This window comes from Pseudomonas sp. Teo4 (assembly GCF_034387475.1).
Taxonomy (GTDB): domain Bacteria; phylum Pseudomonadota; class Gammaproteobacteria; order Pseudomonadales; family Pseudomonadaceae; genus Aquipseudomonas.
Genome location: NZ_JAXCIL010000002.1, coordinates 669,621 through 685,681, shown reverse-complemented (window position 1 = coordinate 685,681; position 16,061 = coordinate 669,621). Strand labels below are relative to the sequence as shown.

18 protein-coding genes are annotated in these 16,061 nt (G+C 65.1%); 1 reads left to right on the top strand and 17 read right to left on the bottom strand.

What is annotated here, in order from left to right; translation table 11 throughout:
• The first annotated feature begins 100 nt into the window (after positions 1-100).
• On the top strand, positions 101-994 hold the full coding sequence (locus tag PspTeo4_RS19430) for a LysR family transcriptional regulator (RefSeq protein WP_322365534.1): 894 nt from the start codon (positions 101-103) through the stop codon (positions 992-994).
• Positions 995-1,200: 206 nt separating this feature from the next.
• On the opposite strand, the gene PspTeo4_RS19425 is transcribed toward PspTeo4_RS19430, so the two are convergent.
• The 17 genes from PspTeo4_RS19425 to PspTeo4_RS19345 are packed head-to-tail and all read right to left on the bottom strand — an operon-like array spanning position 1,201 to position 16,011.
• The gene (locus tag PspTeo4_RS19425) at positions 1,201-2,427 is read right to left on the bottom strand and encodes a beta-ketoacyl-ACP synthase (RefSeq protein ID WP_322365533.1); all 1,227 of its coding nucleotides are present in this window, start codon (positions 2,425-2,427) and stop codon (positions 1,201-1,203) included.
• Positions 2,427-3,155, bottom strand: coding sequence for a 3-oxoacyl-ACP reductase FabG (gene fabG, locus PspTeo4_RS19420; RefSeq protein WP_322365532.1), 729 nt, complete (start codon positions 3,153-3,155; stop codon positions 2,427-2,429). The genes PspTeo4_RS19425 and fabG overlap by 1 nt, the downstream gene beginning before the upstream one ends.
• Positions 3,148-3,618 carry a hotdog family protein gene (locus tag PspTeo4_RS19415; protein WP_322365531.1) on the bottom strand — a complete coding sequence of 157 codons (471 nt, stop codon included), beginning with the start codon at positions 3,616-3,618 and terminating at the stop codon, positions 3,148-3,150. The genes fabG and PspTeo4_RS19415 overlap by 8 nt, the downstream gene beginning before the upstream one ends.
• The gene (locus PspTeo4_RS19410; RefSeq protein WP_322365530.1) at positions 3,615-4,808 is read right to left on the bottom strand and encodes a beta-ketoacyl-[acyl-carrier-protein] synthase family protein; all 1,194 of its coding nucleotides are present in this window, start codon (positions 4,806-4,808) and stop codon (positions 3,615-3,617) included. The genes PspTeo4_RS19415 and PspTeo4_RS19410 overlap by 4 nt, the downstream gene beginning before the upstream one ends.
• Positions 4,805-5,290: a DUF3261 domain-containing protein gene (locus tag PspTeo4_RS19405; protein WP_322365529.1), complete on the bottom strand. Its 486-nt coding sequence runs from the start codon at positions 5,288-5,290 to the stop codon at positions 4,805-4,807. The genes PspTeo4_RS19410 and PspTeo4_RS19405 overlap by 4 nt, the downstream gene beginning before the upstream one ends.
• Positions 5,287-7,596: an MMPL family transporter gene (locus tag PspTeo4_RS19400; RefSeq protein ID WP_322365528.1), complete on the bottom strand. Its 2,310-nt coding sequence runs from the start codon at positions 7,594-7,596 to the stop codon at positions 5,287-5,289. Before PspTeo4_RS19400 ends, PspTeo4_RS19405 begins: the two co-directional genes overlap by 4 nt.
• Positions 7,586-8,176 (bottom strand): outer membrane lipoprotein carrier protein LolA, encoded by a 591-nt coding sequence (locus tag PspTeo4_RS19395; RefSeq protein ID WP_322365527.1) that lies wholly within the window; start codon positions 8,174-8,176, stop codon positions 7,586-7,588. The genes PspTeo4_RS19400 and PspTeo4_RS19395 overlap by 11 nt, the downstream gene beginning before the upstream one ends.
• Positions 8,173-8,598: an acyl-CoA thioesterase gene (locus PspTeo4_RS19390; RefSeq protein WP_322365526.1), complete on the bottom strand. Its 426-nt coding sequence runs from the start codon at positions 8,596-8,598 to the stop codon at positions 8,173-8,175. The genes PspTeo4_RS19395 and PspTeo4_RS19390 overlap by 4 nt, the downstream gene beginning before the upstream one ends.
• Positions 8,591-10,135 (bottom strand): aromatic amino acid ammonia-lyase, encoded by a 1,545-nt coding sequence (locus tag PspTeo4_RS19385; protein WP_322365525.1) that lies wholly within the window; start codon positions 10,133-10,135, stop codon positions 8,591-8,593. Before PspTeo4_RS19385 ends, PspTeo4_RS19390 begins: the two co-directional genes overlap by 8 nt.
• On the bottom strand, positions 10,116-11,054 hold the full coding sequence (locus PspTeo4_RS19380) for a glycosyl transferase (protein ID WP_322365524.1): 939 nt from the start codon (positions 11,052-11,054) through the stop codon (positions 10,116-10,118). The genes PspTeo4_RS19385 and PspTeo4_RS19380 overlap by 20 nt, the downstream gene beginning before the upstream one ends.
• The gene (locus PspTeo4_RS19375) at positions 11,051-11,785 is read right to left on the bottom strand and encodes a glycosyltransferase family 2 protein (protein ID WP_322365523.1); all 735 of its coding nucleotides are present in this window, start codon (positions 11,783-11,785) and stop codon (positions 11,051-11,053) included. Before PspTeo4_RS19375 ends, PspTeo4_RS19380 begins: the two co-directional genes overlap by 4 nt.
• The gene (locus PspTeo4_RS19370; protein ID WP_322365522.1) at positions 11,778-13,457 is read right to left on the bottom strand and encodes an AMP-binding protein; all 1,680 of its coding nucleotides are present in this window, start codon (positions 13,455-13,457) and stop codon (positions 11,778-11,780) included. The genes PspTeo4_RS19375 and PspTeo4_RS19370 overlap by 8 nt, the downstream gene beginning before the upstream one ends.
• Positions 13,454-13,999, bottom strand: a complete 546-nt coding sequence (locus tag PspTeo4_RS19365) for a hypothetical protein (RefSeq protein ID WP_322365521.1) — start codon at positions 13,997-13,999, stop codon at positions 13,454-13,456. The genes PspTeo4_RS19370 and PspTeo4_RS19365 overlap by 4 nt, the downstream gene beginning before the upstream one ends.
• Positions 13,996-14,250 carry an acyl carrier protein gene (locus tag PspTeo4_RS19360; RefSeq protein ID WP_322365520.1) on the bottom strand — a complete coding sequence of 85 codons (255 nt, stop codon included), beginning with the start codon at positions 14,248-14,250 and terminating at the stop codon, positions 13,996-13,998. Before PspTeo4_RS19360 ends, PspTeo4_RS19365 begins: the two co-directional genes overlap by 4 nt.
• A 9-nt stretch (positions 14,251-14,259) precedes the next feature.
• Entirely contained in the window at positions 14,260-14,532 is a 273-nt protein-coding gene (locus PspTeo4_RS19355) for a phosphopantetheine-binding protein (protein ID WP_322365519.1), read from the bottom strand.
• On the bottom strand, positions 14,501-15,319 hold the full coding sequence (locus tag PspTeo4_RS19350; RefSeq protein WP_322365518.1) for a lysophospholipid acyltransferase family protein: 819 nt from the start codon (positions 15,317-15,319) through the stop codon (positions 14,501-14,503). Before PspTeo4_RS19350 ends, PspTeo4_RS19355 begins: the two co-directional genes overlap by 32 nt.
• A complete protein-coding gene (locus tag PspTeo4_RS19345; RefSeq protein ID WP_322365517.1) occupies positions 15,295-16,011 on the bottom strand; it encodes a beta-ketoacyl synthase chain length factor in 717 nt (238 codons plus the stop codon). Before PspTeo4_RS19345 ends, PspTeo4_RS19350 begins: the two co-directional genes overlap by 25 nt.
• Between the last annotated feature and the right edge of the window lie 50 nt (positions 16,012-16,061).

Sequence of the window (16,061 nt, the reverse complement as noted above, 5' to 3'; positions counted from 1 at the left end):
ACCTCAAGCGCGATGAAAAAAGCATATAGCTGGCTAATGATTAGATCCAATATATTGTTCGACCTATTTGAGATGTTTTGCGACTTGATTGGAGCCTGTCATGGAACTGCGCCATCTGCGTTACTTCATAGCCGTGGCCGAGGAATTGCACTTTGGCCGGGCGGCCCAGCAACTGGGTATTTCCCAGCCTCCGCTGAGCCAGCAGATACAGGCATTGGAGCTTGAGCTGGGCGCGCGTCTGTTCGAGCGTACCAACCGCCGTGTCGAGCTGAGCGAAGCCGGGCGCCTGTTCCTTGAAGAGGCCCGCCAGGTATTGGCCCAGGTGGAGAAGGCAGCCGATGTGGCGCGTCGGGCACAACTGGGTGAGTTGGGCGAGATGAAGATCGGTTTCACTTCGTCGGCGCCATTCACGTCGAAGATTCCAAAGGCCATCCACGCCTTTCGCCAGCGTTTTCCGGCGGTGCACCTGAACCTGAAGGAAATGAGCAGCCGCGATGTCGCCGAAGGGGTGTTCGACGAGTCCATCGAAGTTGGTCTGATGCGTCCGATGCCTTTGCCAGAGGGGCTGGTGGCCACCGAGCTGTTTCGAGAACCATTGGTGGCGGTGATCAACGCGTCGCACCCGCTGGCCGTTGGTACCGAGCAGGGGGTGTACATGGCGGCCCTGGCCCATGAGCCGTTCGTGTTCTTCCCGCGCAGTTATGGCAGTGGCCTGCATGCGCAGTTGTTGAACCTGGCGCGTGAAGCTGGGTTCAGCCCGCACTTTGCCCAGGAGGCGGGGGAGGCGATGACCATCATCGGGCTGGTGTCGGCGGGGTTGGGGGTGTCGGTGTTGCCGGCGTCATTCCAGCGCATGCAGATCGAGGGCGTGGTGTATCGCACCCTGCTGGACGAGGGCGCGATGAGCGCGGTCTGGTTGGTACAGCGTGAGCGTGGTGGTTCGGCGATGGCCAAGGCGTTTGCCGAGCTGCTGACGGGGTTGGTGATGGGGTGAGCGGTGGGGCGAGGGCGTTGCCCTCGATCGCCGGCAAGCCGGCTCCCACATGGACCGCGCTGATCTTGAGATCACTGCAATACCCGTGGGAGCCGGCTTGCCGGCGATGAGGCCGGTACAGGCAGCACAAGACAGTATCTCCCACATGGGCCGCGCTGATCTTGAGATCACTGCACTACCTGTGGGAGCCGGCTTGCCGGCGATGGTCAGGCCCAGCGCCGGAAAATGAGCGACGTGTTGACCCCACCAAAGGCAAAGTTGTTGTTCATCACGTACTCGTGGCTCATGGCGCGCAAACTGCCGGTCAGGTAATCCAGCTCGCCACAGCGCGGGTCGACCTGGTCGAGGTTGAGGGTGTGCACGTAGCGGTCGCTGTTCATCATTTCGATGCTGAACCACGATTCCAACGCGCCGCAGGCGCCAAGGGTGTGGCCGAGGAAACTCTTCTGCGAACTGATGGGCATGCGTGGCCCGAACAGGCTGCTGGTGGCCAGGGTCTCGGCGATGTCGCCTTGTTCGGTGGCAGTGCCGTGGCCGTTGACGTAACCGATGGCTTCGGGGGCCAGGCCGGCATCTTCCAGCGCCAGTTCCATGGCCCGGCGCATGGTGACCTGCTCGGGTCGGGTGATGTGCTGGCCGTCTGCATTGCTGCCGAAGCCAACCACCTCGGCATGGATCCTGGCCCCGCGAGCCAGGGCATGCTCCAGCTCTTCGAGCACCAGCATGCCACCGCCTTCGCCGATGACCAGGCCATCGCGGTCGATGTCATAGGGCCGTGGGGTCAGGTGCGGGGTGTCGTTCTTCAGGCTGGTGGCGTACAGCGCATCGAACACCATGGCTTCGGTGGGGCACAGCTCTTCGGCGCCGCCGGCGAGCATCATCGGCAGGCGACCGTACTTGATCGCCTCATAGGCGTAGCCGACGCCCTGGCTGCCGCTGGTGCAGGCGCTGGAGGTGGGGATCAGGCGCCCGGTGAGGCCGAAGAAGATGCTGATATTGGCGGCGGTGGTGTGCGGCATCATGCGCACGTAGGAGTTGGCGTTCAGGCCATCGGCCACCGCGTTCATCAGCATGTTGCCGAAGGTCTTGATCTCGTCGGTGCTGCCGGTTGACGAGCCACAGGCCACGCCCATGCGACCGTCGCGGATGCTCGGGTCGTCGAGCAGCCCGGCGTCGGCCAGCGCGCGCTCGGCAGCGGCAACCGCCAGACGAGAGACGCGGCCCATGCTGCGCAGCTGCTTGCGGGTCCAGTGGCGGGGCACGGTGAAATCATCGATGGGGCCAGCCAGACGGGTGTTGAGTTCCTCGTATCTGTCCCATTCGTGCATGCGGCGAATGCCGCTGCGCTGGTTGGCGAAATGCCCGGCGATGGTTGCCCAGTCGTTGCCCAGGGCGGTGATGCCGGCCATGCCGGTGACCACGACACGGCGCATCAGCACAGCCCTCCGTTGACCGCCAGCACCTGGCGGGTGATGTAGGCGGCTTCTGGCGACATCAGGAAATTCACCGCGCCGGCCACTTCCTCGGGGGTGCCCATGCGTCCGGCGGGAATCATCTTGAGCAGCTCTTCGACGGGCACATGCTCGTCGAGCATGGCCGTGTCGATCAGGCCGGGGGCTACGCAGTTGACGGTGATGCGACGCTTGCCCAGCTCGATGGCCAGGGCTTTGGCGGCGCCGATAACGCCGGCCTTCGAGGCGCTGTAGTTGACCTGGCCCCGGTTGCCGATCAACCCCGATACCGAGGTGATGCAGACGATACGTCCCGGCGCGCGGCGGCGGATCATCGGCATCATCAATGGGTGCAGAACGTTGTAGAAACCATCCAGGTTGGTACGCATGACCTGGTCCCAATCTTCATCGGTAAGTGCCGGGAACGCACCGTCGCGGGTCAGCCCGGCGTTGCACACCACGCCGTAGTAGGCGCCGTGGGTTTCGACATCGTCTTCCAGGATGGTTTTGCAGGCAGTGCGGTCCGCCACGTCGAACTGCAGTACCCGTGCCTGCTGGCCCAGTGCCCGGACTTCGGCGGCGACCGCGTCGACTTCGGCACGGCCACTGCGGCAATGCAGTACCAGGTCGTAGCCTGAGCGAGCCAGACGCAGGGCGATGGCCCGGCCGATGCCGCGGCTGGAGCCTGTGACCAGGATGGTGTCAGTCATGGGGTGACTCCTCAGGGCCTGCCTCGGCCAGGTAACTGGCGGGTTGCGGCGGGCGATAGACATTCAGGCGGGCGGTGGCGTGGATACCCGGGCCGCGCAGGTGGCATTCGAACACGCCCATGCCATTTTCGTCTTCCAGCGAACGCGAGGCGTGAAGCTGCAGCTCGGTGCCTGCGGGAAAGTGTTCGACATCACAGCTGTATTTGCGGGTGCCGAGCAGGAAGCCCAGCTCCACCGGTTGACCTTGGCGACGTGCTCGGCACCCGGCGAAGGCGGCCACCGTCTGGGCCATCAGTTCGACCCCGAACCAGGCCGGCAGACTGCCGTCGGCGCGATTGAACAGGCCGCCCTGGCGCACGGTGGCACGGGCGTGGATCTGTTCCTCGTCGCAGCTGTCGATCTGGTCGATCAGAATCATGTCGCCAGCGTGGGGCAGCAGTTCGGCCAGTGGCCAGGGGATCATGGGGTGTCTCCGAGAATCAGGCTGACATTGTTGCCGCCGAAGGCGAACGAGTTGCTCATCAAACGGCGTGGGCGCTGCAGTGGCAAGCGCTGCTCACCGTCGACCAGGTTCAGCTCCGCCAGCTCAGGGTCGTGCTGCCCATCCCACACGTGTGGCGGCAACAGCCCGCCAGGGTTGTGCCCGCTCAACGTCAGCCAGCAGAACGCCGCCTCGAGCGCGCCAGCGGCACCCAAGGTGTGGCCGGTCATGGGCTTGCTCGACGAGCACGGCAGGCTGGCGCCGAACAGTGCGCTGACGGCCAGGCTCTCCATGGCGTCATTATGCACCGTGGCGGTGCCATGCAGGTTGAGGTAGTCGATTTGCGCAGGCGTAAGGCCTGCATTGTCCAAGGCTTTGGCCATGCACTGCAAGGCACCGCCGCCGGTCGGGTCTGGCGCCGAGATGTGGTGGGCATCGGAGCTGGCGCCGGCACCGAGCAGCGCGATGGAGGGGCCCTCGCCGTTGGCCTCACGGGTCATCAGAAACAGCGCTGCGGCTTCACCGATGTTGATGCCGTTGCGGTTGATCGAGAACGGGTTGCAGCGCTGCTCACTGACCGCTTCCAGGGCGCTGAAACCGTTGAGGGTAAACCCGCACAGGCTGTCGACGCCGCCGCACAGTACCGCATCGCAAACACCCAGCTCCAGTAGTCGGCGTGCGCTTGCCAAGGCCCGACCGCTGGAAGTGCAAGCGGTGGAAATCACGTAGGCCGGGCCGCTCAGTTGCAGCCAGTCGGCCAGGAAGTTGGCCGGTGCGCTCAGCTCCTGCTGCGCGTAGCGGTAGCTGTCCGGAAATTGCTGTTGCTGAAGGTACTGGGCGATGCCTTCGCTGGCCTCGGCGATGCCGGATGTGCTGGTGCCCAGAATGACCGCGACGCGGTGTGCACCATGGCGGGCGATGGCTTGGCGAATAGCCGGCTCGATCTGCAGGGCCGCGCTGTACAGCAACTGGTTGTTGCGGCTGTGCTGTTCCGGCAAGGGCAACGCAGGCAATGCGCCTGGCGCCGCACCGACGGCAGGGCTGCGCTCGGGGATCCAGCCTTCCTGGGGCTGCATCCCTGAGCAGTCGCCGGCGAACAGGCGGGCGGCGACTTCGGTCTGGTCCTGGCCCAGAGCGCAGACTACGCCCAAGGCGTTGAGGTAGGCAGTCATGGCGTGTTCTCGCTGGGCATAGGGGCAACTACATAGCGCAGGCCTTCACCGAGGTTCAAGTCGAATCCGTCGGTGTCTCGATAGCGGACATGCCAGCGGTCTTGCAGCCAGCGTTGCCCGTGCTGCTGGCGGGCGTTGGGGTAGAGCGCCTGCAACTGGTCGGCGGGTGTCAGGGCGAAGAGTACGGCGGCGAACAGTTCACGCGCAGCCGGGTTGGGCGGGAGCAAGCCGTCCGCTTGCCAGTGCTGGCCATCGAGCAACTGGCGGGCCTGGGGAATGCCGAGCAGGTCGAGCAGTGACCAGCGCAAATGGCCGTTTTCACGCTGAATCACCAGTAGCCAGTCCTGCTGCTGTCCGGCCTGTTCGCGCTGGACGTGCAGCTGTTGCGGCAGGTCGAGTGTCGGGAGCTGTGTGGGCAGCGGCGGGTGTGCGGCGCAAGCGCCCAGCAGCACGCAAAGGGTGATCAGCAGCAGGTGCTTCATGGGCTCTCCAAGGGCCTGGCCCAAGGGGCCAGAATGAAACTGAAGACCAGGCCCAAGCTTACCGCCAAGCCGAAATTGCTCACGGCGGGTGTGCTGGAAAGGGCCAGCAGGCCGAACGAAAGCCAGGTAGTGAGGGCCGCCAGCAGCGTGCCCAGCAGGCTCACAGCAGCACCGCCGATCTGCTCATGCATGAGGATCGCGTAATCGACGCTGATGGCGGTGACCAGTAACAGGCCGAACAGGCTGAACAAGGTCAGCGGTTGGCCCAGCCAGCCCAGGCAGGCAAGGCTGCACAAGGCTGCCAGCAGTGGCAGGGCAACGATGCGCAGGGCACCGCGCAGGCCGAAGGGCAGCACCAGCAACAGTAGAATCAGCGCGCAGGAGAACAGCTTGAGTTCGGCAGCGCTGAGCTGGGTGGCGGCGAACAGCTGGTTCAGCTCGCCTAGCCGGTCCACCAGTTGCACACCGTCCAGATCATCGGTCTGCAGGCGCAGCAGCGCGGTATCGTTTAAGCCTTGCAGGCTGACGATAGCGGCTACGCCCGAGTCGGTCTGTCCCAACCACAGTGGGCGCCAGGCTTCGCCCAATGGCCCTGCCAGCACCTGTTCGACGGTCACAGCGGGTAGCAGGCGCAACTGCTCAAGTTCGCTGTCCAGCGCCGCTTGCGGTACACCCAGGGCCACCAACGGCTGCCAATGCTCGCGCAGGGCACTCAGTGCCTGTTGAGTCTGCAATTGTTCAGCCGGGCTGGCGACGATCTGGTTCAGGCTCATGTAGCCTTTGAGTTTGCCCAGCTCGACCAGTTCATCGAGCTTGCCGGACAGCGCACCCAGGCGGTCGAGCAGTTGTTGCTGATCGGTGCCGCGTACCAGGTAGAACTGGCTGGTGGGTTGGTAACCGGTGATTCGCGCCACCGCCTGAGCTTGCTCCAACAATTGCGGTGGGCTGCTGACCCACTGGCGTATGTCGTTGCGGCTGTCCAGTTGCCATAGGCCTGCGGCGCAAAACAGCATCAGCAAGGCCAGCAGCGCGGCGCTGGGCACTTTGCGCAAGAGGCGTTCACGCCAGCGTGTGAGGGTTTCGGCAACACCCAGCGGCCAGTGCGCCGGGCGCAGCTCCACGCCCCTGAGCAGGGCCGGCAGCAGGCAGACTGCGCACAGGTAGGCACCGACCAGGCCAGCGGCGGAAAAGGCGGCGATCTGGGTCAGCGCCGGAAAGGGGGTGAACGCCAGGGCCAGGTAGCCGATGCAACTGGTCACCAGGCTCAGGCTCAAGCCCGGAAGCGTCAGGCGCAGGGCAGGCCAGCTGCGCCAGGGTTTCAGGCTCCAGCTCTTGGACAGGTAGTGCAGGGGATAGTCCACGGCCACGCCAATCAGGCTCGAACCCAGCACCAAGGTCATGACATGAATCTGGCCGAACAACGCCACGCAAACCACAGACCCGAACAGCACACCCACCAACACGGGCGCGAAGGCCAGCAGCACCCGCCAGCGCCGAAACGCCAGCAGCAGCAACAGCAGAATGGCGAGGGTCGCACCGCCACCTACCCAGGTAATTTCACGGCTTGCCTGTTGTTGGCCAGCGGCGGCATAGAGCAGGCCACTGGCGGCAACCAGTTGGGCGCCGGCTTGCTCGGCTTGTTGGCGACTCCTGGCAAGCAGGTCGGCCACTTGCAGGGGCAGGTTCAGGTCGAAGGCGTTGCCGTCGGTGCGCGCGCGCAGCAGCACCCAGTGCTGGCCCTCGGCGCTGGCGATAAGCGCGCCGCTGGCGGTGTCCAGTTCTACGTTCGCGGGTTTGGGCTGGCTGGCCTGGATTCGCCCGGTCAGGCCGAGCCAGTCATTCTGGCTGGGTACCAGGCTGAAGCCGGTGAAGGGGTCGAACAGGCTTTGCACGCGTTGTTCGATGAAGGCCTCGGGTTGCTCGCGCAGTTGCTGGCGGTCGTGGGCTGACAGCATGGCCAGCCGCCCTTGCAGCAGTTGTTCACGCACGGCGGCGAGGTCGGTCTGCAGGTTCCACTGCACCTTGCTGAACAGCCCGCTGGCTTGCCACTGTGCGGCCAGGTGCTCGGTGAGGGTCAGCGCTTGCTGGCGGTCGACGTGGCCTACCAGCACCAGCAGTTCGCGGTTGAGCGGTTCCTGGATGCGCAGTTCCGCGCGTTTGACCAGAGGGTCCTGGGTGGCGCCAGGCACCAGTGTCATCAGGTCGGCTGACAACGGCGCGCCACGATGCCATTGCCAGCCGGCCACCGCGAGCATGACCAGCAACAACCCCAGGAACAGGCGTGGCAGCAGGCGTTCAGTCGGCAAAATCGCTGCGCTCCGTGTCGCTCAGGGCTGCCTCGGCGCTGCTTTCGGGCATGCGCAGCACGGTGCTGTCGCCTTGGGTCTCGCGCAGTTCGATGCGTTCGACGAACTGGCCGCCGCTGATGTCGATGGCGGTGAACACCTGCTTGAGCAGCAGCGAGCGAGGTGTGAGGTGCAATTTCCAGTGCGCGGCATCGCCCGAAAGGCTCAGCTCGAAATCGCGTTGCAGGCCACTGCTGTCGCCTTGCAGCACGGCGAAGAACAGCCGGTTTTGTTCGGCGCCAGCACTGCGGCCAGGCAGCGTTTGCCAGCCGCTCGGGTCGCGGCGGGCGATACCGTCGGCGCGGATGCGGTAGTCCTGGCGCAGCGGAGTTTGCAGCAGCCACAGCAGGCCATGGTCGCGGGCCAGGATGAAGTTGCCTTTGCTCAGCAGGGGCTGGGGCAGGGCACGCAGGTGTTTTTCCTGGATGAACGGGCCTTTGACCACTGCTGGCTCGCTAAGCTGCTTTTGCAGGTCGTCCAGGCTGAATGCGAATGTCAGGGGGCTGATGAACAGCAGGATGAGGGCGGCGAGTCGGCTCATGAAAGCACCTTGGCAACCGCATCGAGCATCACCTGCGGCGATGCCAGTTGCATCTCGCCGCTTTCCACCTGCACGGCAACCTGCACGGTGCTGGCGCGAGTCATGCGCTCGCCGGTCTCGGCATCGCTGATCAGGTAGTGGATCTTCAGGCGGTTTTCCCACTCCACCAGGCTGGCCCGCACCTTCAGGCGCTGGCCGAAGGTGGCGCCGCGGATGTAGCGCAATTGCAGGTCGATCACCGGCCAGATGTAGCCGCTGGCATGCATTTGCAGGTAGTTGTGCTCGAGCCGGTCGAGCAGCGCGCAGCGGGCCACTTCCAGGTACTTCACGTAGTGGCCGTGCCAGACGATGTGCATGCTGTCGACGTCGAAGAAGGGCACGACGATTTCACTGTCGACATGGAAGACGCCGGGGTTACGCATGCAGCCTCCAGTGGCGCTGGCCAATGCGTTGCAGACACAGGCGCAGGTCGTTTTCCAGGGCACGGTCTTCGATGACCGGGGCGAACTCCGCCGACAGGGCCTCATGCATCTGTGCCAGGGCGGGTGGCAAGGGCCGCGCATCGGCCTGACGAGCGCGCAGCCAGACGCCCTGGTTGGCGGCCAGCAAAGCCGCGGCGGCAACCTGTTCGGTCAGTTCCAGTACCCGCAGGGCGTCACGGGCGGCAATGGTGCCCATGCTCACCTTGTCCTGGTTGTGGCACTCGGTGGAACGCGAGAAAACGCTGGCCGGCATGGTCAGCTTGAGGGCCTCGGCGGTCCAGGCGCTGGCGCCGATCTGCACGGCCTTGAAGCCGTGATTGAGCATCGCCCGGTCGGCCTCGGCACCGGAGAGGTTGCTCGGCAGGCCATGGTTGTAGCGTACGTCCACCAGCAATGCGAGCTGGCGGTCGAGCAGGTCGGCGACGTTGGCTACCAGGGTCTTGAGGCTGTCCATGGCGAAGGCGATGTGGCCGCCATAGAAGTGCCCGCCATGCAGCACCCGCTCGGCGTCGCCGTCGATGATCGGGTTGTCGTTGGCGCTGTTCAGTTCGGTTTCGATGAAACCACGCAGCCAGCCCAGGCTGTCGGCCAATACGCCCAGTACATGGGGCGCGCAGCGCAGCGAGTAGCGGTCCTGCAGGCGGTGCAGGGGCGGTAGCGGGGCGTCGATGGCAAGGTCCTGGCGCAGCCAGGCGGCTACCTGCATCTGGCCTGGGTGTGGCTTGGCGGCGAACAGGCGCTCGTCGAAATGTTCCGGGTTGCCTTGCAGGCCAATGACGTTGAGCGCGGTGATGCGCGTGGCCAGTTTCAGCAGGTAGTCGGCACGGGCGAACGCCAGGCAGGCCAGGCCGGTCATCACGGCGGTGCCGTTCATCAGCGCCAGGGCTTCCTTGGGCCGCAGCACCAGGGGCTGCCAGCCCAGTTCACGGTGCACGTCGGCACTGCTGCGGCGTTGGCCCTGGTACATCACGTCGCGCTCGCCAGACAGGGTGGCGGCGACATAGGACAGCGGGGTCAGATCGCCGCTGGCGCCCACCGAGCCTTCTTCGGGGATCAGCGGCAGGATGTCGTGGGTGAGGAAGTCGCGCAGGCGCTCGAGCAGTTCCAGGCGCACCCCCGACACACCATGGCTCAGCGAACGCAGGCGCGCGGCCAGCACGGCGCGAGTGGCGGGGGCGTCCAGCAGTCGGCCCAGGCCGCAACCGTGGAAGGTGTACAGGTGCTGCGGCAGAGCCTCCACATGCTCCAGCGGCACGGCCACCACGCAGGAGTCGCCGTAGCCGGTGGTGACGCCGTAGATCACGCCTTCCTTGTCCAGCAACGTGTCCAGAAAACGCGCGCCACGGGCGATTCGCTCGCGGTACTCGGGGTCGTCCTGCAGCTGTGCCGGGGCACGGCGCTCGGCCAGGGCGAGGATGTCCTCGATTGCCAGCGGCGATTCGCCGAACGTGACAGGTTCATGCGGATGCATCGTCATCGGTCTTCCAGAAGGGGTAGAAGTTGAACCACTGCAAGGGCGCCTGGGTGCAGTACTGGCCCAGGCGTTCGGCGTAGCGCGAGGCCCATTGGGCAATCACCTGGTCACGCTGGTTGCGCCGCCACTGCAGACGCTCGGCGAAGGGCTCCAGGGTGATGCGGTAGCGGCCCTGGTGCTTCAGGCAGAACAGCAGGTTGACTGGGCAATCGAGCAAACCGGCCAACAACCAGGGGCCTTGCGGAAACGGCGCCGGGTGGCCGAGAAAATCCACCTCGACCGTGCGTGTGCCATGCAGCGGTACCCGGTCCCCGGCGATGGCGAGCCACTCGCCGCGCTCCAGGCGCTCGGACAGTTGCAGCATCACCGCCGGGTCCAGTTCGCTGACCTGAATCAGCCGCAGGTTGGTGGCACCGGCTTCACCCAGCAGGCGGTTGAAGCGCTCGGCATGGCGCGTGTGGACCAGCACGTTCATGGTTACCTGCTCGCCGATTTCAGCCAGGGCACGGCACACTTCCAGGTTGCCCAGGTGCGCACCTACCAGCATCTGGCCACGCTGGCCGCGCAATTGCTGGCGCAGGTGAGCCGGGTCGATGATATCGATGTCTTCCATGCGCAGCCGGCCATTCCATACGTCGAGCTTGTCCAGCAGGGCGTCGGCGAAGGCCATGAACTGGCGAAACACCTGCCAGTGGCTGGGTGCGGGGATTTGCCCGCCACTCCAGCGATGCAGCCGTTGCTGATACTGCCAGGCACTGCGCCGGGCGCGGCGGCCAAACACGAAGAAATAGGCCACGATGATGTGTATCAGCGGGCTGAGCACGCGTCGGCCACACAGACGCACCAGGGTGGCGGTCAGTTTCATCAGCCAGAAACTGCCGCGCTCCTGTTGCTCGGCCCAGTGTTGCGACGGGATGCTCATCGGCGCCACCTGCGCCAGAGAATCAGCGGTGCGCGCAGCAGCATGCCGAAGAACAGCTTGGCGTGCATCTTCGAGATCAAGGCGTTGTCGTGGAACAGGCGAAAGTGCGAGAGGCCGTCCTGCGGGTAGTGGACTCGGGTCGGCAGCCAACGCATCGGCTGGTCGCGCCACGACAGGCGCACGAGGATCTCGGGGTCGAAGTCCATGCGTCGGCCGAGGCTGACGCTGTCGATCATCGCCAGGGTGGCAGGCAGCGGGTAGACGCGAAAACCGCACATCGAGTCCGGTATCTGCAGCGACAGGCTGTTGATCCATACCCACACATGGGTCAGGTAGCGGGCATACAGGCGGCCCTTGGGCACGCTGGCATCGTACTGTGGATAACCGCACACCAGCGCCTGTGGATAAGCCTGCGACTGTTCGAGAAAGCGGCTGACATCGGCCAGGTCATGCTGGCCATCGGCGTCCACCTGCAAGGCATGGCTGAACCCCAGCCGCGAGGCTTCACGCAGCCCGGCCATGACCGCGCCGCCCTTGCCCTGGTTGGTCGTGAGCGTGACCAGGTGCACCTGAGGCTGCTGGGCCAGCTGGCGCAGCACCTGGGCGCATGGCTCATGGCTGGCGTCGTCGACCAGCACGCAGGGCAGGCCCGCACGCAGCAGGTCGGCCACCACTGCGGGCACGGCCAGTTCGTGGTTGTACACCGGGATCACCGCGCAAGGCTTATGCACAGGTGGCCTCCATCAGGATACGGCCACTGGAACAGGCCTGCCCGGCGCAACTGTAGGCGAAGTAGAGCTTGCTGCGATCTTTGTCCCAGCGCAGGTTCAGTGCCAGTTCGTCGCCAGGGCGCACCACATGCTGGAACTTGAGCACCTCCATGCCGGCGAAGCGGTGGTTGGGCACCAGTTGCTCGCTGGCCAAGGCGATGGCCCAGTCGATCTGCACAACGCCCGGCAGCACCGGGGCCTCCGGGAAGTGGCCGGCAAAGCAGGCCAGGTCCAGGGGTACGCAAAGGGTCAGGTGCAGTTCGTCACCTTCCTGGCGTTGGTCCAGTACCTCCGGGGCCATGCTACGCGGAGCCTGCAACAGGGCCTGGACGTCGGCCTGAGGCAGTTTGCCCTGTGCATTTAGTGGCAGTTGCCGAAGCAGCCGCCAGCGGCGTGGCACGGCCATGGGTTCGCAATGTTCAGATAGGTGCGTGCGCAGGCCTTCGGCCAAGGCTTTGCGACCCTTGTTGCGCAATGCGTGCAGGCCGGCGGGGGTCAATACGACCAGCGCGGCGAGGTAGGCGCGGCCTTGCTCGACCATGCCCAGGCGGGCTTCGGCAACCCAGGCGTGAGTACACAGCGCCTGTTCGAGCATGGGCAGGGAAATACGCTTTTCTTCCAGTTTGACGATGCGGTCAAGGCGACCGAGCAGGTGGAAGCGCCCGTCTTCGGCGAACTCGACGGCATCCGCACTGTGCTCGACATGGCCTGCAGGCAGGTACGGCGAAGCGATGCACAGCGCGCCTTGGTTGTCCTGACTCAGGCGTACGCCAGCAAATGGCTGCCACAGTGCTGCACCTTGTCGCCAGGCGATACCGCCCGTTTCCGAGCTACCGAGGATCTCCGTCGGCCATTTACCCAGATGCTGGTGCAGGCGCTGGGCGGCGTTCGCAGGCAACTCGCCACCGGAGGAGAACACCTGGCGGACCTGGCTCAGGGCCGGCCAGTCGAGGTTGTCGCCCATGCGCTTGAGCAGCGCCGGGCTGGCCACCCAGGCAAAGGCCGTATGTGCGAGGCTGGCGCGTTGCAGGTCTTCGGGGAATGGCAACTGGCGTCGTTCGAAGCCGCGCCCGGCACACAGTGGCCAGAGCACCCGGAACAACAAACCGTAGATGTGCTGGGTGGCGACACTGCCGACGATCCACGCGTCGCCCAGTGCATGGCCCCACAGCTGCTCCAGGGCCAAGACTTCATTGCCCAGCTGACGAAGCTGCTTGTCGATGCGTTTGGGTTCACCGCTGGAGCCGGACGTGCATAGGCTGATGCGGCAATGCTCCAGGTCCAGCTCGGCAGGTGCCAGAGGGGTGTCCAAAAGGGAGGTGACGTCTGCATCACCGGCTTGGTCGGTAAGCCACAGGTCTACCTGGCTGTGCCAGCGCTCGCGGGTGGCTGGTTGCAGGTCGGCTGGGAGCCATACCTCGACACCTGCACGCCAGGCACCCAGCAAGGCAGCTGCCAGTTCTGCAGCGTCTTCCAGATGCACGACCAGGCGCTTCACGCCACGCTGGCGCAGGCCGCCGGCCAGGCGCAGGGCCTGCTGGCTCAGTTCGGCGTGGTCCAGGCTTGGGTTCTGGGTCACCTGGCGCGGCGCATCCAGCGGCTGCAGCAGGTGTTCGAGGTTGATCCAGTTCATGAGCGTCCTCGCACACGTTGTCTTACCAGCCATTCGACCGCGAACAACAGCCCCATCGCGGCATAGGCGATCACGCCGTTGTACAGCGTCCACCAGCTCAGCGGTGCCCACAGGGTCAGGCTGGCGGCGATCAGGCCGTTGATCACGAAAAACAGGCACCACACTTGCGTTACCTGGCGTGTGTAGCGCACGGCCGCCGGTGGCAGCTGCGGCTCCTGCAGGCGTGCCAGACGCTCGACCAACGGCATGCCCTGCAACAGGCTGACGCCGAACAGGGCAAGCATGAAGGCGTTGACCAGCACCGGGTACCAGCGCAGCAGTTGCGGGCTGTCGGACAGGCCAAGGGCTGCGCAGAACGCCAGTGCGGCCAAGGCCATCCACAGGCCGCCTGGGCGACGCGGCGTGCTCAGTGCACGGGCCAGCCACAGGGCACCAAGCAGCAGGCCGAACTGCCATGGGGCGAAGTGGGCCATGCCGAAATGCACCGCAAACGGATACAGCACACCGGCCAACAGCAGGCCGAGGCCGATCAGGCGCTTCATGCCGCGGTGTTGACCAGGCGGTACACCGCTTCGACCACGTCATTCACGGTGCGCACGGTCTTGAAGTCTTCGGCGGCGATTTTCTTTCCGGTCTGACGCTTGATGTGGTCGAGCAGGTCGATGGCATCGATGCTGTCGATTTCCAGGTCATCGTACAGGTGAGACGTCAGGCTGATGCTGGCGGGGTCCAGTTCGAACAGCTCGACCAGGGCGTCGCGCAGGGTGTTGAAGATGTCTTCGCGGGTTTGCATGGTGCGGTCTCAGGCGGCCTTACGGGCAGTGACGAACGCGGCCAGGGTGGCGACGTTGCGGAAATGGTTGCGAGTGTCCTTGGCATCGGCGTCGATCTTGATGCTGTAGCGCTTCTGGATCGCCAGGCCGAGCTCAAGTGCGTCCACCGAGTCCAGGCCCAGGCCTTCGCCAAACAGGGGTTGCTGGTCGTCGATGTCCTGCACGCTGATGTCTTCCAGGCCCAGGGCGTCGATGATCAGCTGCTTGAGGTCACGGTGCAGGTCGTGTTGTGGATCGCTCATCGGTGGCGAGCTCCTTGAGGTAGTACTGATGCAGGTAGTCGTTCAGCTTGCGTGATGCTTGCGGCGCCGGACCCTGGGCGGCAAAGGCCTGGGGGTCGATATCGGCGCCGACATTGAGGGTGAAGTGCACACGACGGCCGGGGATGCGGTACCAGGGTTCGTTCTTGGTCAGCGTGGTCGGGCTGACCTTGATGGTGACCGGGGTGATGATCTTCGCACCACGCAGGGCTATCGCGGCCGCGCCGCGATGAAAGGCCGGCATCTGGCCGGGCGGTGTGCGTGTGCCTTCCGGGAAGATGATCAACGGTTGGCCTTCGCGCAATGCGTCCACGGCCTGGTCGAGCATGTCCATGCTGCCGTCATTGCCGATGTACTGGGCTTCGCCGATCGGGCCACGGGTGAACGGGTTGTCGAACAGGCTGTGCTTGACCACGCAATTGGCTTGGCGCACCAGGCCGATGAGAAATACCACGTCGATCAGCGACGGGTGGTTGGCGACGATCATCTGGCCAGGGCGGCCCAGGCGTTCGGCGCCAATCACCTGGTAGGTCAGCACGCCTGCGCCCTGCATGAAACGAATGAAATGCCAGAACAGCCAGCCGATGGTTCGGCGAGCACGCTGGCGGTGGCGTTCTGGGCCGCCGGGCAGGCAGGCCAACAGAGGGAACACCAGCACCCGCAGGCATAGGCCGCCGAGCCCAAACACGGCAAAACTCAAGGCGGTGGCCAGCAGGCGCCAGTAGTAGGCATCGCGCGGTCTGTTCACGGTTGTCGTTGCCAGGTCCATACACGACGCTTCACGGTGTGGGTGATGGTGTCCTGGCCGGTAAGCGAGGCGCGCAGCCAGCTCAGGGCATGGGGCAACTCAGTGCCATGCTGCTCTGACGTCTGGCCTGGGGTGAGTCGCCATTGCTGGCCGGGGGTCAGCAGCAGGCCCAGTGCGTATGAAAAAGGCACGTCGTCGATCCAGGGGCGATAGGCCTCGGGGGGCAGCTCCTCGGTGACGATCAGCAGTACCGCTGGGGCGCCCTCGGCAAGCAGGGCCGCAGCTTCGATCATGCCCTGCTCGAAGCCATCCTGCTCTGCTGCCAGCGCTGTCATTTCGCTGGTTTCGCCGCGCATGATCGACCACAGGCCAATCACTGCATTGTGTACCGACAGGCTGAACTGGGTGGGCGAGAGCGGCTGGCGCTCGGCCAGTTCGCTGAGCATCGCGAAGGTGCGCGGGGTTTCGCCATGACGCGAGACGAACACCAGTGGCAGCGCACCTTGCCCCTCGGCCAATGGCCAGCCCACGGCAAATGCCATGCGGGCCAAGTGGCTCAGGCGACGGCGCTGCATGGCCGGCAGGAACGACACATCGGGAGGCGGCCCGTCGCACTGCGACTGCTGCGCCCCCTGTGCCCAGGCGTGCCAATCGGCAGGTGTTTGAAGCCCTGGAGACCAGGCGCGCCATTGGCTGATATCGAAGCTGATCACGATAGTGTTAACTTTCCGCCCTGAGGAACTTCCTTGCCGAGGGAATGACT